Source organism: Bradyrhizobium diazoefficiens, assembly GCF_016616885.1.
Lineage (GTDB): Bacteria > Pseudomonadota > Alphaproteobacteria > Rhizobiales > Xanthobacteraceae > Bradyrhizobium > Bradyrhizobium diazoefficiens_F.
The window spans coordinates 1935951-1956695 of record NZ_CP067102.1 but is presented as its reverse complement, the minus strand read 5'-3'; the positions used below and the strand labels follow the sequence as shown (position 1 = coordinate 1956695).

The following is a 20745-nucleotide window of genomic DNA, read 5'->3' as shown; positions in this document are numbered from 1 at the left end:
ACGAAAAGCCCGACGCGCCTTGCCGGGTCAGAAGGCGCGTCGGGCCAGCGAGGCGTAGGCCCTGGACAACCTACCCCTCAAAGGGCTTCAGCAAAACACGTGCCACGCTGAAGGCTGCGCGACAATCCGTCGTGTATGAATTGGCGGGACCACGCGCGTGCTCACTCCCAAATATGCGAGCCGTCCCGATCGTCCAGTTGGTGCCGCTCCTGGCCGACAGCACGAATGATCGTCGCATCGCTAGATTCGCTTATCTTCGAGCCGGTGAGGAATGTTCGGCATTTCCGAGGTCGCGTGCAACATGCGGATCAGGGGGCTGACGTGTCAGCGGTGCGAGCGCATAGGCCGCGGTCGCTTCAAATGCTGCCCGCCGGAGCCCAGAGAGATCTTCGCTGAAGGCAGCCAGATTGAAGATGCTCATTGCTCGTCATCGACATCTCTTAATCTTTCCCGCTCGTCGGCCCTCCGTTCCAACTTCCGATATTCCTCGCCGATCTTAAGCAGCTTGGCTTTTGACTTTGGACAATCGAACGACTCCGCCTTGGCAAGCGTCTCTTGCGCTCGCTGCCGCCAGTGTCTTGGACTTAACGATGGGCCTTTGCGTTTCATGGAAATGGATGTGCAACCGCTAGACCAGGTGAAGCGGCGTCCGACATCCGTGGTGATACGTAGGAACTTCTCGGGGTCACAATACCTTCAATATGGGAAGCGGCGCCATTTTCGGTCAGGGCGAACGTTATTGACGCAGATCGTTGGCGGAAATGCCTGAGGCGAAACGCGCGGGCCCCGGTTGTCTGAACGGACTCTCCGCGCTGACAAGTGAAGAGTCGGCGGCGGCTGGGCCGCCCTGCGGACCGGGATCTGGTGACGACGTCTGCGCAGCGAATTGTCCGCGGAACGGCGTGAGCCCGAACACACTCGCACGACCTTCATGGGGGCTTGAATCGCACGTGGCGTCAGATTGTACGGTTTTCGGATCAGGCGGGCGGGCCTTTGTTCGCCCTCGATCTTTTCCCGCGCAGTCACAGGAGGTTACACATGCCTTGCGGTTTCGGGTGCACGGCGCACGGGCTGCCGGTACGGAGTGGACCTGCGCATGACTGGCAGACCGCGGCGTCACAGACGTGCTGCCGACGGCAGACCTTCTGGATGCGGGCGTTCCTCGGGTCACTGCGCCTCGTAGCTCCGCCGCAGTCGATCGGTCGTTTCGTGCTCCTGACCTCGGGTCTGATCGGTCGTCCGTCAGCTACAGCATGCGCAGGACGTTAATCCTGGCTGCAGTCGGGGCCGCCACAATGGTCTCTCAAATGATGAACACCGCTCGATCGGCCGATCACGGATCGTCAGGTATGCCGACGATCGCGGTGTCGGCGGCTCGGCACCTCAAGCTTGACCGTCCGACGCTCGCTCCTATGGCATACACCATGTTCTGCCTGCGCTATCAGGATGAATGCCGCGCCCGCCTCCTGTTTCGCGGCGGTCCGGTCCACCTGACCGAGGCACGGTGGGCAGATTTGAAAGAAGCCAACCAGACCGTGAACAGCGCCATTATCCCGGAAGCCAGTGAACCCGGTCCCCCGGTGGAAGCCTGGCTCATTGATCCGGAGCGCGGCGACTGCAACGACTACGCCGTCAGCAAGCGCCACAAGCTTCTACAGCGTGGATGGCCGCCGCGAGCGCTACTGCTCGCCGAGGTCGTGACGACCTCGGGCCAACATCACCTAGTTCTGGTGGTACGGACGAAGAGCGGCGACCTCGTGCTGGACAATCTGACTCCGCAGATCCGATCGTGGTCGCACGCTCCCTATCGCTGGGTTCGCGTTCAGTCGCCAGGCGATCCGCGATATTGGCGTACTATCGCGCAGCGCGGCGAGTAAGCCCTTCACGGAGGAGATCGGAAATGTTCCCGGCTAGCGCCACGGGCGCACTGCAGATGATCGCGCCCTTGGGCGACTTCGTTCAGCGCGCCACCGGCCACTCTCCGACCGGCACCGCAATTGATCTGTGGTCCCGCGCTCTGATCGGCGGCTGTCAGCTATGACGATATCGCCTGCAATCAGACCCGCATCGCGCGCTGGTGAGATCGCTCTCTCAAGGCGCCGTTTTGATTCATCCATTCTCCCTGTTCCTTGGATATTTGCCTGGCGTGGTCGGGCGTCTTGGATCTGCGGAGCTTCAGAGCCGGCGAACATCACGCCTCTTTTTGCCCTCTGAGAAAACATGGATGATCACAATGAATGAATATCAGGGCCGATCCGACGCGCTCACGGGCCGCTATTTGTGGTGCCGTTGATGGTCCTCCGCCAAACTGACGGAAGAGATTCGCTATTGCTGTGCCACCCGCATCATCCCGGAGCATTTCTGGGAGATCGGCTTCTCAGCCCCGACGGGCTGTTGTGGCTAGCAGACTAGATGCTGGGTTTGGAGCGGAAGGCAGATCAAGCGGATCGATCACGCTGAACCGTACCAGGAGAGTTCACCTATGCGCTGCCCGAAATGTGAGGCCGACAAATGGTACGAAGTTGCAACGCACGATCCCTGGAGCGGTCGGCCGGTGATCGCCTGCAAGATCTGCGGCGAATATGCCGAGCCCGAGGCGCTCAGACGTGAGACCGCGCACGATGTGATTGCCCGCGCGCTGGCGGCCGACTGGGTCGGCGAAGGGCAGGCTGACGCGCGGGCCATCGCGAGCAAGATTCTCCGAGCGCTAGAGAATGCCGGTCTGACAATCAGCCGCTCCTGACGCGATTTCCTCGACCCTACCTCGTTCCGTGCCCGCGGAATCAGACACGATGGGGTCCCGTTCAAGGTTCTAAGCGGTTGGGACACTGAGGATGTCGTGCCGTCCGCGACGGGCTGATGTCTGTCAAGTCTCGATGATCGGTCGCAAAGCTGAAGCCCGGCCCATCGGACCTTGACGGGGCGCGTAGAAGTGCCCGCAGACGTGGTCTCGACCGTTAGCCATGACGATGGAGCTGCTTGTCTCCTCAATGCCGGTTATTGCGACGAGGCACATTTCGTTGTTTTCAGAGTGAAATAAGCTCCACTCGGCCATCGAAAAGGGCTTGAACCTTACGCTGCGTATGATTGTAGGCTTGCGGTTGCGGCGAAAGCTGGCTTGGCCTGCCACCGCCGAGATTATCGAGCCGCCAGAAGATCTGACTATTCGCTTGACATCGGCGGCTGTTGCTAAGGACGAACCGATGATACCGGCGCGAATGACGACGACAGTCACCTCAATCGACCGCATGTTTCTGAAGATTCGGGAACTGATCGACACAGACGACTCGATCCCGCTTGAGCTTCGTGCGTCGCTGCATACGACACTGGACAGACATCTTCGCCTGGCAAAGGAAGGAGTCTTCAAGGCGCCTGTGAGAAGCCAATAAGCGGCTTGCGTCGGCCGCCTCCTCCTCGGTTTACCGGCGGAGCCCGCGTCTCGGTGAGTTGGACCGAATTCACAACCGTTGCCGCGGCAGCAAACGTGGACTTTGTGACACGAGCATCATCGCACGCCGATAAACTTCTGCATCTGGATGCTAACGCGCCAGTTGCGTGCAGTTGCCTCTCGGATGCACAGCTCCGTCGCCTTCGGGCTTTGGCTCAAAGGTTGTAGCCATATCTCTGGCTTGAGCGCGTGATCGATAGGGAGGCTCAGCAGGTTTTGGATGTCGCCAGGCTTGCCCACCGGGTGTTTGATCTCATTGGCACGCCGCAAGGTTTCAGCCAGAACGGACCGCCTACCCGGCATGCCAACTTTCGGGCTGACCGTCACCCATGTGTAGGGATTCGCCTGAATGGCTTGGGTGCCCGATGTTTCCAACTGCACCGAGAATCCGGAACCGACGAGCAGCGTGGTCAGTGGCCGCAGGTCATACAGCGCGGGCTCGCCACCCGTAATCACGACATGTCGGGCGCTGAACGCCTGCACCGCGAGCAGGACGTCCTCCGGCGACATCATGGCCCAGGTGTTGGTGTCCTCGGTCTTGATCATCATATCGGCTATCGAGACCCGCCGCTCTGGATCGACGAACCAGGTGTGCTTGGTGTCGCACCACGGACACCTGACCGGGCATGCCTGCAACCGTACGAACACGGACGGTGTGCCCGCCTTGCAGGCTTCCCCCTGGATGGTTTCAAATATTTCGTTGATCGGCAGCACGGCCTGCCTCCCGATAGATGGCGCTGTTCGCGCCGTGCTCCTTCACTTCGACTGAGACCAGCCGGCAACGCGGAGCAAGTCCTTTCTCGAGCAGCCAGTTGCTGCCGACGCGATAGACGTGTTCGGCAAATTTTTCACAGCCGACTGCCGGTAGGACAACGATGTCCGCCAAGCCGCGCCGTGCGGCTTCGCGGAACCACTCAAGCTCGGGATCGTCCGCGGCTACGACTGTCTTGTGGTCAAACGTGCCTTCGAGGATCGCCCTCAGCTCCTTGAGGCCGCCAAAATCGACGACCCAATTCTTGTCGTCCAAAGTGTTGGCTTCGAATTCGAAACGAAACGACAGCGAATAGCCGTGCAGCAGGCGACAGTGCGACTTCGCGCGCCACTGGCGAAACGTGGCAGATAGGCCGACCTCATGTCCGTATGTCTTCGTCGATAAGTATGCCACGCCTAGTCCCTGATCTGTGCCATAAATTCGCTACGCATTGCCTTGCTGTCGCGGAAGGCTCCGCGCATGATGCTGGTCGTCATGATGGTTTCCGTTTCGCGGACACCGCGCCAGACCATGCACTGATGCTGTGCCTTGAGGACAACGGCCAGTCCCTTCGGCTTGAGACGGCCCTCGAGCTCGTCCGCCAGCATGACGGTGGCTTCCTCTTGCAGGTGGGGTCGCGACAAGATCCAGTTGGCGAGGCGTACAAACTTGCTGATACCGATCAGCTTGTCACCGGGCAGAACGCCGACCCACATGCGGCCGGTGACGGGTACAAGGTGGTGGGCGCACGCCGAACGCACTGCGATAGGGCCAAGCGAATAGACCTCATCCAGGCCGCTGTCGTTCTGAAACTCCGTCACCTCGGGGGCGGCCTCAAAGCGGCCGGCAAACACCTCGCGCACGTACATTTTTGCAATTCGCTTCGCGGTCCCCTGACTGTTGTGGTCGCGATTGGTATCGATGACCAAGGCATCCAGCACGGCCTGCATGTGCCGCTCGACCTCGCCCTGTATCACCTCAATGTCACCAGGCCGCAGGTGTTCTGCGATGTTGGCGTTCGGCGCAAACGACACGCCGGCATCGAGGAGGCGTTTACGAATTGCCTGCGTTGACCTCATCAAAACTCCCTGCCAGATGCTTTGCCCTTTTCCGCCAAGCACTGATCTGCAGTTGGATCGCGTGATCCACCCACCCCATCTGATCTGTCGGCCGAACGAGCCGAGGAATGGCCGCGTGGAGAAACGGCATTTTGGGGCGTTACTTGTGATTGAGAGCCCATCAAAGACGGGCCGTGAATCAGCGGTGCAGGCGCACGCTTTTTGATTTGTACAAATCGAGACATTTGAAATGAACTCCTGGGTTGGCACCCTGCGAGTACGCAATTGTTGAAATGAGTCTTCTGATCTCTAGCAATCAACATGCCGGATACGGCGTTGCGCAAGGTTGGCCGAGGAGACCACGGGCTTTGCGCCGCTCGTGGGGACGGCATACGTCGTCGCGTTGCGCCCCAGATATGGACGCCTTCGACCCGACGCGACTGATACGAAGATACGGCCACTCATTCTGCGACTCAATCGGCTGCCAGAGAAATGACGCTTCCCGTTCATCGGCTGGAGTCCGCGGCCAAGCGGCTCGATCTGGAAACTGAGAGGCAACCATAGAAAAGGAACGCCTCGCCGCCAAATGTGCGAAACGTCTTCTCACCGGCCTGGTGGCGGTCGATCACGCTATGTCGTTGACGCCCCGTTTGGTGCAGCGCATTGGCCCTGAGCTTCACGCTGTCAGATGTTTCAGCGTCGAGTTGCAGGCTTGCTCGGCATCGGCAAACGTCGTGAAGGGCGAGCCAGCGATCTTGATTGCGCTACGACTTCGATGAAGTGGGCGCCATGACGCCACATAGCCGGGACGTCCGTGAAAGCCGCGGCCTGCGCGGCTCGCATAAGCGATCACGAAGGAGAAGCCGTTTCCGCTTGCACTCCACACGTCCAAATGCTCGACGGCGCAGTGGAAACGCAGGATCATCGCCACTCGTAGCCTGCAACGTTCGGCTTAACGTTCTGTTCACGCACTCTGTCCGGCGCAAGCTTGTCGACGGCCGCTGCTCGTCCTAGCCGATTGCCCGAACCTCTCGCCGGGTCATGAGCCTCGGGCCAGAGCGGCGAGCTCGGTTTCAAGCTTGGGCTTCTGCTTGAAAATGGTGTCGATCAACGCCTGCGCCGGCTGCTCGGCCGCCTCTACGAGCGTCGCCTTCTCAGCCCGCGCCGAGGGCGCGAAGACGCGTTTGACAACGGTGGGCGAGCCTCTGAGACCGCATTTGGCGAGATCCTCGACACCAGCCTCCTGGGCATTCCATTTTACAATAGGCGCTCGAGCGGCGCGCAAAGCATCTGCCATTGCGCCGCGCCGAATCTGGTTGGTCGCCTCCATCATGGTGATGAGCGACGGCAGGCTTGCGCGCAGCACCTGGCTGCCGCCCTCGGAGCGCCGCTCCGCTTCGATTGTGCGCGCGGTAAGATCGATAGTCATGATCTTGGCAACATAGGTTAGCTGTTGCACAGCAAGCCGCCTTGCGATACCTGGCCCGACCTGCGCGGTGTCGCCATCGATCGTCTGCTTGCCCGTGAATATGAGGTCAGGCTGGCCATAGTCCTTGCCGATCTTGCGGATGGCGGTTGCCAGCGCGTAGGTGGTTGCCAGGGTGTCCGCACCCGCGAAGCAACGGTCGGTCAGCAGCACCGCGCGATCGGCGCCAAAGGTCAGGGCTTTCCGTAGAGTATCCTCGGCCGACGGTGGGCCCATTGTAAGGACGGTGATCTCACCACCAAACTTGTCGCGCAGATCGAGCGCGGCTTCGAGTGCGAACAGGTCGTAAGGATTGATGATGGTTGGTACGCCCTGGCGCATGATCGTGTTGGTCACAGGGTGCACGCGGATCTGTGCGGAATCAGGGACCTGCTTGATGCAGACGACATTGTGCATGTGGTTCTCCAGAGACTTTCGCAATCCGGAGAAGCACAGCAAATGTCGTACCATCTGCCGTTCAAGGTATGAGGCGATGAAAACAATGAGTTCTGAGGGCCTGACGTGCTCGAATACGTGCAGACGCATTTCGGACATTCGTCGTCATCGCGACAGCGCTATGTACGCAGCGACACCACACCGCTCAGAACCGCTTGATCTCGATACCGTATTTCCTCAGCGCGTAGCCAATCTGGCGGGGCGTAACGCCAAGTAGGCGCGCCGCCTTTGCCTGAACCCAACCCGATCGCTCCATGGCCGCGAGGACGCGCTCGGGATCGGTCATCTGTCCGGTACTTACGAGTGCGGCGCCGGCTGGCCCAAGCCCAACCTGCTCGTCCCGGACAGGCGAGACAGCGCCGGCGGCCGACCGACCAGCTTCAGCGCCGGCGCTGTTCGGCTTCGGGACCCCTGCGCAAGTTGGGCGTGCATGCTGCGGCACGTCTTCAGATCCCCCCTTCCACAGCATCGCCGAAAGGCACTGGCCATGGCAGCAGGCGAAGTCGTCTCTGCAGATCGAAGGTCCTGGGGCAAGGGTCGCTGTCCGCTGCACGCAATTTTCGAGTTCGCGGACGTTACCCGGAAACCCGCAATTCATCAGGACGTCCGTCGCACTTTGATCGAACGTCAACGTGCGGCCATTTTCGCTGTTGAAATTCCTGAGAAACTCCGCGGCGAGCAGCGGAATGTCGCTGCGCCTTTCGCGCAAGGGCGGCAGCAGCAAAGGAACCACGCTCACACGGTAATAGAGGTCAGCGCGGAACGCGTTATTTGCGACCGCCTCCTCCAGATTTCTGTTTGTAGCGGCAATTACGCGAACGTCGACTTTCATGGTCTGATTGCTGCCGACACGCTCGAATTCCTGCTCCTGCAGGACGCGCAGCAGCTTTGCCTGAAACGAGGGCGAGATCTCGCCGATCTCGTCCAGAAACAGCGTACCCTTGTCGGCCAGCTCAAAGCGCCCCTTGCGTGAACTAAAGGCGCCGGTAAAAGCACCTTTCTCATGGCCGAACAATTCGGACTCCAGAACCGTCTCGGGAAGCGCCGCACAGTTGAGCTTGATGAACGGCCGCTTGGAGCGCGCCGATAGGGCGTGAATAGCCTTGGCCACCAGCTCCTTCCCGGTACCGGATTCGCCGCGCAGCAGGACCGTGCTATTCGATCTGGCAACCACAGCGATCTTGTCGAGCAGCGCGCGCAGCGCCGGACTATCGCCAATAATGCCTTCCACATTGACCTTCTTGCGCTCGCGCGCGGGTTGCTGGATCTCGGCCAATTGCTTTTGCAATCGATCCTTTTCCGCCATCAGTCGCTCGCGGTCTGTCGCAAAGAGCCGATGCAGCTTCACGGTCTGCCCGACCAGATTGGCGATCATGGTGAGAAGTCTCACGTCGTATTCGAGTCGTACGCTTGAGCTGTCGTCCAGAACACGGTCGATGGTCAGCGCGCCAACGGCTTTTGCGTCGATCCGAATGGGAACACCGATGAACGACACCCGTGCGTTATCGGTGGCACCGAGCACTTGGAGGTCGGCCGTAGTGAACGCCGAATGGACTGCAATGTCCTCGGCGACGAGCGGCATGTCTGTCGCCACGATCTGATCGATTGCTCTCGGTGGCAGGCGCATCCGATACTGCTCGTCGCTGCCTTCGGTCCAGCCGACGCCGACCGTAACGTCTGGCTGGCCATCATGGTCGAAGAGCGAGACGATGCCGTGCCGCATCTGAACAAACGAATGCAGAATATCCACGACGTTGGCCAACGTGAGCTCGAGCCGGCAGGGGGCGGTGAGTATCTTCGAGATTTCGAAGATCCCGACAACCGCGCTTTCGTGCAGTGTCACAATGGGAACGGTTTGGCTCGTCTCCGACACTGAGTCGGACCTTTCGTGTGCGGAAGCGATGTTCAACATGACGACGTCTCCGTTATTCTCAGCATCCTCCCTACCATCTTGTTTGGATTTTGCGAGTTTGATGCTGCGTCTGATGCTCGTGCGCAATTCAGGGATGCCAGCGAGAGATATCGCTCTTTCATGGCACTGCTATAAACGCATCGTGGTCCTAACGTCCTTGTTACGAGGTCGTCCTGCGTTCACAGTGCACTGCATGAGTTCCATGAATCTGCGTCTACGATTTTCCGACTCCATCTGTAGCCGACCGCGAGCCGTCGGCAACCTTTGAATAGCAACTTGGCGCATGCGTCATCTTTTTCCCGATCAGAATGGAATTTTTTCCCGGCCAAACATTCGAATGCGACGCTAATGGTCTCTTCTGGTGCAGTCCCACGGGAGGAGCGCCGTAGGGATGCTCATTCGTGACATGCGACAAAACGCCTACTCGCGCATGCAATCGCACTGCCCGGAATCTGACGCAGTGTGTTGATGCGTGCGATTTCGCTCGTAAGACTCGGGAACCTCGCTTTGCAAGCAGGCTGATCGCTGCTTGCCAAGGCAGGTAAGCGCGCCGGCGATCACGATATCGATGCCGGCGTTGCTCTTAGCTAACGAACAGGATCACGCGGTCGACATCGGCTGCCCGGTTCAAGTGGAATAGACCGAGCGAAGTCCTGACTGAACTCGTCAACGGCGAGCTTCGTGACGTCCGGCGCCGTCGCAGGAATGCCGCCAGTGTCGATCCAGGCATGCGATTGCGTTCGCGAGCCATTCTTCGCGCCGCGATTGACGCTGGTCGCAGGGTCGCAGCTGGATCGCTCACGGACGTGTGCAGAGGGCCATCGGCCAGCCGGCTGCTCGAAACGGCGCTCCAGCAAGGCACTCGGGATTGCGCGAGGCCGCGGCCGGAACCAGCGTCTTGCGTCCTCGCTCGGGATATTACCTTCGAAAGCGTGAGGCCGACGGGCGCCAGTCGTCGGCTCCGGCCGACTGAATGTCCCACATTCTTCGCCAAGATCGAGGCACAAACACACACCGTGTTCCCATAACGCCATCTTTGAGCGCGTTGCAGGACCTGGGCCACCGCGATCAACAGCGTCGGAATTCGCAGCCAGATGTCGTCTCGCGAAGGGACGCGGACTCAGGACATCGGCTGTGTTTGCTTTCTGACAAAAGGGCAGAATTCCAACACGGGCCCGACGAGCCTTCCGCCACACACTTGCGCGAATTCGTACGAGGAGCACGTCGACAGGACTTGATTCGCACGTAGCGTCAAATTGTAGGTTCGGCAAACAGGCCGCCACGGCCTTCAGAAACACCGGCGTAGGTCAGTGCCTCGCCGGGGAGCATCGCATGACGCTGCCACGTATGTACCGACTTTCACATCAAGGCTTGCGAGTCGATCGCGCTGGGCCTGCAAGGGCTGGTTTAGCGACCCCACACCGCTACAAGCTGTCGAGGCTGGGATTGACAGAGCGCTCGCAACGTCGCGCACCAACAACCAGGTCGTTCTTGCGAGGCGCAGCACTTCAAGCGCCGCTATTTGGCTCGTGCATCGCCAACGTCCCAGGCGGCCGCCACGCCAGGTGTGCGAAACGGGCTTCTCGTTAGACCGCCTCAGGACACTCTCAGTGGCGACTGCCGTCTGCGCATCAAGAGGGAACATAATATGGTCGATGTAAAACTGCAAAGTGTGCTCTCTTCTCTCGCGCAGCCGGCCAAAGACCTAGAGGCCCAGTCGCCCGGCCAGCGGGCGCCAGATGCGCGTTACGTGAAGCTAAACACCAATGAGAATCCATTTCCACTACCAACAATGGTGTGGCGAAGTGCGATCTCGGCGCTCGAGCGTCAGTATCTGTATCCGGAAGACGATAACATCGGTTTGAGGGAAGCTGCCGCCAGTGCCTACGGCCTCTCGAAGGACCATGTGATCGCCGGCAACGGATCGTCGGAGCTTCTCGGCCTGATCTACAGGGCCTTTCTTGGGCCCGGCGACAGCGTCGCAATGATGTCTCCCGGGTTTTCGTTCAATCGCAAGCTAGCTGTGTTGCAGAGCGCCAAATTTCTCGAAGTTTCGTGGAGCGATTCGCATTCGATCCCGATTGACCAGTTGCTGTTCGGCCCGGCAAAGGACGCCAAGTTCATCTTGTTAGCCAATCCCAACAATCCGACTGGGACGTTCGTCCCTATCGCCGAGATCGAACGCCTCGTTGCACAGTCGGAGCGCTTAGTCGTGCTGGATGAAGCCTATGTCGACTTCGCACCTGATAACGGTCTAAGGCTCGTCCGCCGCTACCCCAATCTCCTGCTCTTGAGAACTTTGTCGAAGAGCTATGCGGCCGCCGGCATTCGCGTTGGCTTCGGCCTTGGTCATCCAGAGGTTATTGGACGACTGCGAAACATCCAGAACGTCTTCAACATGAATGTCATAGGGCATGCCGTTGGCGTCAGCATCCTCTCACATCGCGCGGCCTACGAAGAGAACCATAGGCATATCAAGCAGGAGAGAGAACGAGTTGCGGCCGAATTGCGTCAATTCGGGTTTTGTGTAGCGCCTTCCCATACCAATTTCTTGCTGGCGCGTGTGCCGAACGGACGGGACGGCAGGTGGTGGCATGCCGCGCTGGAGAGAGCCGGAATACTCGTTGCTGTTTTTGCAGATAACGGCCTCGACCACTGCATCCGCATCAGCATCGGCACAACGGAGCAGATGGACTCGTTCTTGGCAGCGGTTGCCGCGATCTTAGAAAACCCGACATGAGATGCGCGCGCCGATGTCCGCTCTTCTCACTGTACCGCAGATGGGCCGGGAAGACCACGACAGCGGCTCGAGCCAAGCAGAGATCGCCTCCAGCTGCCGGCCACGACGCCGCGCATTAAGCGCCTCCCCCTGCGCATGTTGCAGAACCGAAGCCAGACCGCGATCTCGTGCGGTCGGTGGCATGGGCACCGATCGAAGTCCAGACCCGACGACCGCGAGATGCGGCGACAATAAATACGACCCTTTAATCCCCCGGAAACGAGCAGGCAGTCGCCCCTCAACAAGGAGCTATTCTAATGACACACCCGCCTTCGTCAAAACTCACATGCGGCATTTTCGATCACCTGGACGACGACGGCCGCGATATTGGTCGTCAATACGAAGATCGCCTCATCTTGGCGGAGGCATACGATCGCCTCGGCTTCTATGCGTATCACGTGGCTGAGCACCATTGCACGCCTCATGGAAGAGGCCCTTCGCCGAGTCTTTTCCTGTCGAGTGTCGCGCAGCGTACGCGGCACCTCCGTCTCGGCCCGTTGGTCATGCTGCTTAATTTCTATCATCCGCTACGCGCATTCGAGGAGATCTGCATGCTCGATCAGTTGAGCGGCGGCAGGCTCGAGCTGGGTCTCGGACGGGGCGCTCTCCCGGTCGAGCGCGGCTATTTTGGAATTTCCGAGGACGTGGCGCCAAGCCGGTATGAGGAAGCCAACGACATTCTCCTGAAGGCAATGGAGGGCGGAGCCTTGTCCTACCAGGGTCGACATTTCCAGTTGGACGAGGTCCCCCTGACACTAGCCACGCATCAGCGTCCATGTCCCCCGATATGGGTGACCACCAATCGACCCGAGACGGCCATCTGGGCCGGGGGCAATGGCGCAAACCTAGCCTGCGTTGGGCCCGCCGCCGGCGTCCGCAAAATTACCGATGCCTACCACACCCATCGCGAACGCAGCCCCAGCGCCCCCGATCGTGGGCCATTTGTTGGATTGGTGCGCATGATCGTGATCGGTCGATCTGAGGCGGACGCTTATTCGCTGGCCAGATCCGCATACGAGCAATGGCTGCGGAGCTTCAAATTCCTTTACGAGCTCAATGATATCCCGCTGCCACAACCCCTTCCGCTGACATTCGATGCGGCAATCGAGAGCGAATTGTGCATCGTCGGAACGCCGACCTCCGTTCGAAACGTTCTGCTTCATCAGCTGGAGGAAGCAGGCGCAAATTACCTGCTTTGTCAGCTCGCATTTGGCAATTTGCCGCTAGATGCTTCGCTCTACACCGCGACGACGATCCAATCCGAGTTGCTCGGGCAATCCTGAGGCATCATTCCGTAGTTTCAACAGTAGTTCGCCTTCTATGCTCGTTCGCGTTTCGTCAATGCGCGGAACCAGCCACGACCTCGACCTTCGCCTACTCCATCAGGCGTTGGTCGCGGTGAACAGTATCATGACGAATGCGTTCGTCCGCGTTTGCAATGCGCACGTTCAGTCCAAGTTACTCCTCTTGCGCGCGCAGTTTCTGAATTGCGCGTGTCCTCCGAGGCAGGAACGGCGTCAGCAGTGGCGATCGCCGTTTCCACATCGGTCAGATCGACCCGCCGTTCAAGGCGTGCATGCAGCGTGGTCCGGTTGAGCTCGCCTTCCCACCAGGACACGAACACAACGGCAACGCCATTGCCTATGATATTAGTAAGTGCGCGCACCTCGCTCATGAACTTGTCGATCGAGAACACGATCGCCATCCCTGGCACCAGAGCCGGGTTGACCGCGGACAGTGTCGCTGCCAGCGTGATGAAGCCGGCGCCGCTGACGCCGCTCGCCCCTTTCGAGGTCAGCATCGCCACGATCAAGATCGTGAGTTGTTGGTCGAAAGCAAGGTCGAGCCCAAGGGCCCGCGCGATGAACAATGTCGCGAGCGTCATATAGATGTTGGTGCCGTCGAGATTAAAGGAATAGCCGGTCGGCACCACGAGGCCGACCACGGACTTCGAGCATCCCAGCCGCTCGAGCTTCTCCATCAACTGCGGCAGCGCACTCTCTGATGAAGATGTGCCGAGCACAACCAGGAGCTCGTCTTTGATATAGGCGATGAACTTGAAGATGGAGAAGCCGACGAACCGCGCGATCAGCCCGAGAACCACGATCACGAATAGCGCGGCGGTCGCGTAGAACAGTGCGATCAATCCGATCAGATTGGCCAGCGCCGAAGGTCCGAACTTGCCGATTGTAAATGCCATGGCGGCGAACGCTCCGATCGGCGCGGCCTTCATAATGATGGCGATCACGCCGAACACGGCCTGCGCAGCGTCGTCGATCGTGCTCCGCAGCCTCGCGCCGCGCTCTCCGAGCGCCATCAGTGAAAAGCCGAGCAGAATCGCAAACAGCAGCACCTGCAGGATGTCACCGCGCGCGAGCGCGCCGACCACGCTGTCTGGAATGATGCTCAGAACAAAATCAACGAACCTGGTCGCTTTCGCCTGCTCGACATAGTTGGCGACTGCGGCCGCATCGGGCTTGGCGGCAAGGCCGCGACCGATCTGGAACAGATTGCCCATGACGAGACCAATCACGAGCGCGAGGGTGGAGACGATCTCGAAATAGACCAGCGCCTTGATCCCGACCCGGCCGACCTTCTTCGCATCCTGAATATGAGCGATGCCGGAGACCACGGTGCAGAAGATGATCGGCGCGATCACCATCTTGATGAGCTTGATGAAGCCGTCGCCGAGCGCCCTCATCCAGTCAGAGGTGGCAAGCGACGGCCAGCCCCAGCCGACGATGATGCCGAGGAGGATTGCGAACAACACCTGGACGTAGAGGACCTTATACCATGACCGAGACGCCCGCGCGGTTGGCGCAGCTGCAATGGTTGTCATAACGCTCCTCCCAGGTTTGGCGGCGGTCCCGCTCGATGAGGTACCGGAGTTGCTCCGACACCATCCCGCGAGCGAACTTCTGACCCCACGAATCGTGGGCCAGAACATCTCGATGACGAGCGGTCTCTCGCTCTTCGTCAAAACGCGCCGATGGCGTTCCCTTCACTACTCGTTCACGGCCGACTTCTTTCCTGGCCAAGCCAAGGTTCGGCTTCAAGTTGACGGCGCTTAAGCTCGTTTGGGGAGCTCAGCGACGAGCGCATCATCGTTGTCCGGATCAACACGACTGCTTCTTGTCTCCCAAGCCGCATCGAGCGCCTGATACATATCCGCGATCAGGTCGCTCGCGTCCTCCAAGCCCGCGTGAACCCGTATTAGCGGCCCAGCGAGAGCAAGCGATGTTTCCGCGCGCTTCAGTGGGTCGACATGCATCACGAGGCTTTCATATCCGCCCCACGACCAGCCGATGCCAAAAAGCCGCAGCCGATTGAAGAAGGTCGAAAGCTGCGGTTGCGACATCGGCTTCAGCGCAAGGCCAAAAAGGCCGCTCGCCCCCGAAAAGTCTCGCTTCCAAAGCGCATGGCCAGGGTCGCTCGGACACGCCGGGTGCAAAATGTTATCGACAGCTGGATGCGACTGAAGGCTTTGGGCCAGCTCGAGGCCATTGTCCCAATGACGCCTCATACGGACGGCCAGGGTACGTAGTCCCCGAAGGGCCAAATAGATGTCATCCGGTCCAGCGATCTCTCCGAAGTCATGGGCACTCGACCGCAGCGCCGGCCACGCCGATTCGTTCGCAGTGGCAATACCAAGCAGGGCGTCTGAATGGCCGACGATATATTTGGTCGCCGCTTGGATCGAGATGTCGACGCCGTGCGCAAAAGGCTTGAAATACAGAGGCGTTGCCCATGTATTATCCATGACCAGTAGCGCATCGGAGCGACGGGCGATGGCAGCAAGCGCAGGGACGTTTTGCACCTCAAACGTGAGGGACGAAGGTGATTCCAGATAGATGGCCCGGGTATTGTGGGTGATTTTCGCTGCAAGCTCTGCAGGCCGCGTTGGAGAGAAGTATTGCACCGTGATCTGAAGTCTTGAGAGAACCTCGTCTGCAAATGTCCTGAGAGGTGTATAGACGCCGTCGCTGATCAGAACGTGATCGCCTGCGCGCAGAACGCCGAGAAGCGAATGCGTGCAGGCAGAAAGCCCCGACGGAAACAGCAGCGAGCGATAGCCGCCCTCCAGTTCGCAAACGGCCAGCTCGAGTGCTCGGGAAAGAGGCGAGCCAAAGCGGCCGTAGTTGGCCGCCGGATCGCTTTTGTTCCGCGATTCGTATTCCTCCAGGGTTTCCGAAACAATTGTGGAGCCCCGGTACACGGGCATGTTGACCATCCCGGAATGTTCGGCGGGCGCACGGCCGAGACGAGAAAGCCGGGTCTCGATGTCCAGGTCCTTGCTGTCCTCCAAGTACTTCATTGCTTCTTGCTTTTGAGATTGTGTTCGGCCTGCTCGGGGGAAAGGGCACCAGGTGCGGTTCGGATGGGCCTAATAGCCGCGAGTCGGTTTTGCAGGTCGCCTCCTCGTTCTAAATGAAATCGGCTCGTTCCTTCGCACCAGAACCACCTGCGTTGCGTTCGCCGCATCAAGATTGGTCGCACATCAGGACGGCGCAGTATCAAAGCGCGACTCCTTGTAAGATCCACCAACGGGCCGGCATTCACCGCCTCCTATCAAGTCGAGCCAAATCCTTTAAACGCCATCGAAGCAAGAGGTGGGCCAAACCTGCTGCGCCCTCGATCGCAACGGCTCATCGTGGATGCGCAGCGGCGTGGACGTCGCGCGCGCAGTTTGTCTCGAACGAAACGCGTCGTGTTGAGAACCCGCCATTATCGGCAACTATGTTCGAAGCGGTCTGTGATAGGTTAGCGGCGTGCGTGCCGCGTTTGATGCCAGTGCCGGTCTTGATCGTTTGAGCCTTCAGCCCAGTCACGGACCGTGACGTGATCCGTCATGAGGGACCAGATAGTGGCTGTTTCCGGTTTCCGGGTCGTGACGATCAGAGGAAATGGAACGACATGGTAGCGCTCGCTCGTTTCTCTACGATCGTCGCTGCATCAGTGCACGCGCCTGTCGTGATCGCTCTGGTTCGAGTGCAACGACGACTTCACTTCCATATTGGAGTTGACGCGTACGCTGTTGGGTTCGATACACGATGGACCACTGCGTGTTGTGTCGGTTTGATCATGATTGACGAGCGCACAACCTGACGCAGCGTTAGATTCAAGCGCTTCTGAAAGCGAGAATGTTGCGCGACAGCTACAGCAATTCGCGACAGCACTGTTAAGACGCGCGTGGCGCAGGGGACATGTGAAGGAGCGTATTCGAAATGAAGAAGTTGTTGCTTGTGACTGCCAGCATCGTCGCGTTGATCGGGGTAGCGCCCGTATTCGCCGCCGATCTCGCTCAGCAGCCCATCTACACCAAGGCACCGCCGCCGCCAGCACCGGTCGCGGCCGCAATCTATGACTGGAGCGGCTTCTATCTCGGTGCCAATGGCGGCTGGGGTTCGACCCATAGCTCCTGGGATTTTGGAGGCGTCACGCCCGAAGGCTCTCATGACGCGAGCGGCGGAACCGTCGGTGGCCAGTTTGGCTATCGCTGGCAGATGGGCCAGGTCGTTTTCGGTGTCGAAGGCCAAGGCAACTGGGCCGATTTCAACGGCTCCAATGTCAGCGCCGCCTTCCCGGGCGACATCAATCAGACCAAGACCGGGTCGTTCGGCCTGCTTACAGGCCAGGTCGGCTATGCCATCAACAACGTATTGCTCTACGCCAAGGGCGGTGCCGCGGTGACCGGCAATACCTATCAGATCAACACCCTCGCCGGCGCGCCGCTGGCGAGCACCGACAATACCCGCTGGGGCGGCGTGGTCGGGGCGGGCATCGAACTCGGCTTCGCGCCGAATTGGTCGGTCGGCGTCGAGTACGACCATATATTCCGGCAAGACGCGAACGTGAACTTCAACACCCCCGCGGGTGCGGTCGCTAGCGATCGCATCGGGCAGGATTTCGACCTGCTGACCGCGCGGCTCAACTACAAGTTCTGGGGCCCGGTCGTTCTTAAATACTGATTTCCATCGCGTTACAGCGGCGGATCGAGAGCCCCGGCCCCAGGCCGGGGCTCTTTTTTCAGCTGTTCATTTGCCTCCAACAACGAGCTGCGTGCCTTCTCGTGCAGGCCAGGTGTTGCGCCACGACATTAAGCTTGCGTGTCGTATCGGTTGAGTGTGTTCAGGTGACCGCATCGGGAACGGTCTGATGGCGCTGGCGTGGATGTGGCGGCGCCCGTTCTTCGTCATGGCTGACATCGAAGAGAATGCCCGGCGCAAGGCCGCCAGCAAAAGGGAAATCCCGCTCTCTCCGATCGCGATCGAGGTCGTGCGCCGGATCGATGCGTTGTTCGAGATCGAGCGCTCCATCAACGGAAAAAGCGCCGAGGAGCGTCTCCAAGTGCGGCGGACGCTGAGCTGCCTCTGGTCGAGGACCTTCAGGTCTATATGCGCGAGCAACTCGCCAAGCTCTCCCGGGGACACGACCTGGCCAAGGCGTTCAGCCTCGCCAGGATGCGCATCGCCCTCATTTTTGGCCTGCTCAAGGCTCACGAGCTTCAGCAATATAATAAGATCCTGACTTTTCATGTAAATTCGCTTCCGTCCTTTGTCCTAGGACCAAGGACAGGAGGCCATGGCGGGCCTTCCGATCAAGATAGACTGCTTTGTGGCGCCACGAACGACGGGAGATCTATCCCACTTTTTGGTTGCACATTAGATTTATCACTACTTCAAACAATTGCTGCTTCAAGTCTGCCCTTCCGGTCAGCCGAGTTCGAACCGGCCCGCCAGCGTTTCTAAAGAACCATAACCGCTCCCTGGCTGTGGCGCCCGTGTGGATTTCGCCTTACATCGAGCGCGGTTTGCGTGCCGTGGCGGCGATCATAAAGACGGCTCCGGATGCTCCCCTTGTAGGAACATCAGGCGACCACTCTCTCGAGAAATGGAAGTGGCAGAAGATGCTGTCTTTCAGTAACGTCGTCAGTGCATGCCATGTGCTGCCGTGTCAGAATCTAGAAGATCGATATCGTTCGAACCAAGCACCTGATCGCCGACAAGGCGGCCTCGGATCCGAATCGCGCAAATCCCTCGGCCAAGTTTAGCCCGTCGATCGGTTCATAGTCTTGCGTGGCCGCCCACTCCTCCAACAGCGGCAGGAAGCGTGCCGAGGTACTCCGCATACGTCCTCAAGGCAGGATCGAACAAGGTCAATCTCTGCGCCTCCTCGAGAAAAGTCATCAGGTGCCTGCACCGGGAAGAATCGGATCCTCGCCGAAGGGGCGGTTGATGATCGACAGGGCATCAGGCGCGGCAAAGACACGGTTGCGCGCATAGCCGGTACGCTCGTTCAGGATTTTATTCTCGACCAGCTGCTCCACCGCCTGCGACGCTGCAGGCACGGTAATGTCGAGAAGCGATGCGAGGCGCTTGACCGTCAGCACCGGATAATGCGGCAGAAGATCGAGCGCGCGCAGGCTGGCCGAGCCTTGACGAAACTTCCGCCGCTCCCGCCACAGATTGCCAAGTGCGGACAATGCATCGCGGGTTTTCAGAAGCTCATCGGTGGTTCCAACAATCGCATCCGCCATGAAACCGACCGCTTCATGCCATTCCAGGCGCTGCTGCGCTGCCTTTAGGGATTCGTAGTAGGCGTTTTTGTGTGCTTCGATATATGGCGACAGGTAAATCGGCATCATGCCTTCCGCGGCCATCATCAACGGTAGAAGCAGACGGCCGACGCGGCCATTGCCATCACGAAACGGGTGGACCGCCTCGAAATGCGCGTGCGCAACCGCCATTCGCACGATGGAGCTCTGGTATATAGCCTGCATGCCCTCACAGCGCATGTACTTCATCGTGTCCTCAAGACACGCGGCAATGTCGGACGGTGGCGTGGGATTGTAGCTTGAGTAAGCAATATCGCCTCTGCCGCCGATCCAGACGACAACCTGGCGAAGCTCGCCGGGCTTGTCCTTGTTTTCGGCGTCGCCGCGCATGACTGCACGATGCAGATCCTGCACCAAGCCGCTCGTGAAGATTTCCAGTTTCTCTTTCTTGGCCTGAGGCAGGAAGTCATCGAGCGCGAGCGCGTAATCACGTACCTGGACCGCCGCTGCGCTCTGCTGGGAATCTTCGCTTTCTTCACCGGACAGTAGTTCGTCGAGGGTGCTGTTGGTCCCCTCGATCGCGGAGCTGCTGACAGCTTCCCGCCGCGGCAGTATGCGGCTGATCAGATATGGATCCCTCAGTTCGGCGGCGAGCGTCTCGATTCGCACGAGGGCTGCATCCGCCGCCCTGACCCGTGCGAGGACCGGCCCCACGGCAACACCGTCCTCAGGTGGGGGAAGTGGAACCACGCCATAATGCGCGGCATGCGGTGCCGGAAGCCGCTTCAGTCGTTCCCGCACGGCATGGGTGAGATTATCGCGGTTCAAGGAAAACCTTTCGCAGGGGAGCTAGTTCTGGTCTCATAATAAAGGTTATTTCTATAAACTCCAATAAAGGCTCGATAAGCGGTCCGACCACAAAGTTTTCAAGTCCTTTAGGGAACCATTGTCACGTCCTCGCGCAGAGGTAGAGATAGCGACACGGCAACGCATGCTCCCAGGCAAGCCAGGACCGGATCATACTGAAAGTCGATTGCGCCGCTGGATTGCCTGTTCAGGCGCCTGACGAGACGGCCGTTCAAGAAGACATTCAGCGGGATATGCCGCCGCGGGCGGGCCATCAAAAGATGTCCTCGATCTCGGGCGCCTTTGCCTTCGTCCTGGAACGGATAACGAACTCGAGGTCGAGCGCTGCAAGAATGCCGCAAAGCGTTCCGAGCTGAGTCCCGGGCGCGCCGCTCTCGACCGCCTAGCTTTGTCTTGTCCCTGAGGCTGGTTGAGGCCGAGCTAGCGCCGCTGCCGGCGGATGGCAATCTCCGAT

Annotated in this window: 16 protein-coding genes and 2 pseudogenes; 8 read left to right on the top strand and 10 right to left on the bottom strand. The window is 59.5% G+C overall.

Features of this window, described 5'->3' with window-relative positions; genetic code table 11:
• Positions 1-1349 precede the first annotated feature (1349 nt).
• The 4 genes from JJC00_RS08850 (at position 1350) to JJC00_RS37995 (ending at position 3389) form a co-directional block, all read left to right on the top strand.
• Positions 1350-1877, top strand: coding sequence for a transglutaminase-like cysteine peptidase (locus JJC00_RS08850; RefSeq protein WP_246774148.1), 528 nt, complete (start codon positions 1350-1352; stop codon positions 1875-1877).
• 23 nt (positions 1878-1900) lie between these two features.
• On the top strand, positions 1901-2041 hold the full coding sequence (locus JJC00_RS08845) for a hypothetical protein (RefSeq protein ID WP_200472215.1): 141 nt from the start codon (positions 1901-1903) through the stop codon (positions 2039-2041).
• A 441-nt stretch (positions 2042-2482) separates the two neighbouring features.
• A complete protein-coding gene (locus JJC00_RS08840) occupies positions 2483-2743 on the top strand; it encodes a hypothetical protein (protein ID WP_200472214.1) in 261 nt (86 codons plus the stop codon).
• A 322-nt stretch (positions 2744-3065) separates the two neighbouring features.
• Positions 3066-3389 (top strand): hypothetical protein, encoded by a 324-nt coding sequence (locus tag JJC00_RS37995; RefSeq protein WP_246774147.1) that lies wholly within the window; start codon positions 3066-3068, stop codon positions 3387-3389.
• Between the two features lie 116 nt (positions 3390-3505).
• Here the strand turns inward: JJC00_RS37995 and queE are convergent, their stop codons facing one another.
• From queE to nifA, 6 genes are all read right to left on the bottom strand, one after another.
• Positions 3506-4162, bottom strand: coding sequence for a 7-carboxy-7-deazaguanine synthase QueE (gene queE / locus JJC00_RS08830; protein WP_200472213.1), 657 nt, complete (start codon positions 4160-4162; stop codon positions 3506-3508).
• A complete protein-coding gene (locus tag JJC00_RS08825) occupies positions 4137-4613 on the bottom strand; it encodes a 6-pyruvoyl trahydropterin synthase family protein (protein WP_200472212.1) in 477 nt (158 codons plus the stop codon). The genes queE and JJC00_RS08825 overlap by 26 nt, the downstream gene beginning before the upstream one ends.
• A 2-nt stretch (positions 4614-4615) precedes the next feature.
• Positions 4616-5278 carry a GTP cyclohydrolase I gene (gene folE, locus JJC00_RS08820; protein WP_200472211.1) on the bottom strand — a complete coding sequence of 221 codons (663 nt, stop codon included), beginning with the start codon at positions 5276-5278 and terminating at the stop codon, positions 4616-4618.
• Between the two features lie 655 nt (positions 5279-5933).
• On the bottom strand, positions 5934-6182 hold the full coding sequence (locus JJC00_RS08815; RefSeq protein ID WP_200472210.1) for a hypothetical protein: 249 nt from the start codon (positions 6180-6182) through the stop codon (positions 5934-5936).
• 114 nt (positions 6183-6296) lie between these two features.
• Positions 6297-7139: an electron transfer flavoprotein subunit beta/FixA family protein gene (locus JJC00_RS08810; RefSeq protein WP_200474051.1), complete on the bottom strand. Its 843-nt coding sequence runs from the start codon at positions 7137-7139 to the stop codon at positions 6297-6299.
• Between the two features lie 184 nt (positions 7140-7323).
• A complete protein-coding gene (nifA, locus tag JJC00_RS08805) occupies positions 7324-9090 on the bottom strand; it encodes a nif-specific transcriptional activator NifA (protein ID WP_200472209.1) in 1767 nt (588 codons plus the stop codon).
• 1648 nt (positions 9091-10738) lie between these two features.
• Between nifA and hisC the strand changes: the two genes are divergently transcribed.
• Positions 10739-11830 carry a histidinol-phosphate transaminase gene (hisC, locus tag JJC00_RS08800; protein ID WP_200472208.1) on the top strand — a complete coding sequence of 364 codons (1092 nt, stop codon included), beginning with the start codon at positions 10739-10741 and terminating at the stop codon, positions 11828-11830.
• Between the two features lie 296 nt (positions 11831-12126).
• The gene (locus JJC00_RS08795; RefSeq protein ID WP_200472207.1) at positions 12127-13152 is read left to right on the top strand and encodes an LLM class flavin-dependent oxidoreductase; all 1026 of its coding nucleotides are present in this window, start codon (positions 12127-12129) and stop codon (positions 13150-13152) included.
• A 125-nt stretch (positions 13153-13277) separates the two neighbouring features.
• Here the strand turns inward: JJC00_RS08795 and dctA are convergent, their stop codons facing one another.
• Entirely contained in the window at positions 13278-14708 is a 1431-nt protein-coding gene (dctA, locus tag JJC00_RS08790; RefSeq protein WP_200472206.1) for a C4-dicarboxylate transporter DctA, read from the bottom strand.
• Between the two features lie 228 nt (positions 14709-14936).
• Positions 14937-16184, bottom strand: a complete 1248-nt coding sequence (gene metC / locus JJC00_RS08785) for a cystathionine beta-lyase (RefSeq protein ID WP_200472205.1) — start codon at positions 16182-16184, stop codon at positions 14937-14939.
• 910 nt (positions 16185-17094) lie between these two features.
• Between metC and JJC00_RS08780 the strand changes: the two genes are divergently transcribed.
• Positions 17095-17838, top strand: a complete 744-nt coding sequence (locus JJC00_RS08780; protein WP_200472204.1) for an outer membrane protein — start codon at positions 17095-17097, stop codon at positions 17836-17838.
• Between the two features lie 208 nt (positions 17839-18046).
• Positions 18047-18321, top strand: a pseudogene (locus tag JJC00_RS08775) (IS66 family transposase); the annotation flags it as partial.
• 734 nt (positions 18322-19055) lie between these two features.
• Here JJC00_RS08775 and JJC00_RS08770 read toward each other — a convergent pair.
• Positions 19056-20252 (bottom strand): Fic family protein, encoded by a 1197-nt coding sequence (locus JJC00_RS08770; RefSeq protein ID WP_246774146.1) that lies wholly within the window; start codon positions 20250-20252, stop codon positions 19056-19058.
• Between the two features lie 125 nt (positions 20253-20377).
• Positions 20378-20545 (bottom strand): annotated as a pseudogene (locus tag JJC00_RS38930) (HipA N-terminal domain-containing protein); the annotation flags it as partial.
• Between the last annotated feature and the right edge of the window lie 200 nt (positions 20546-20745).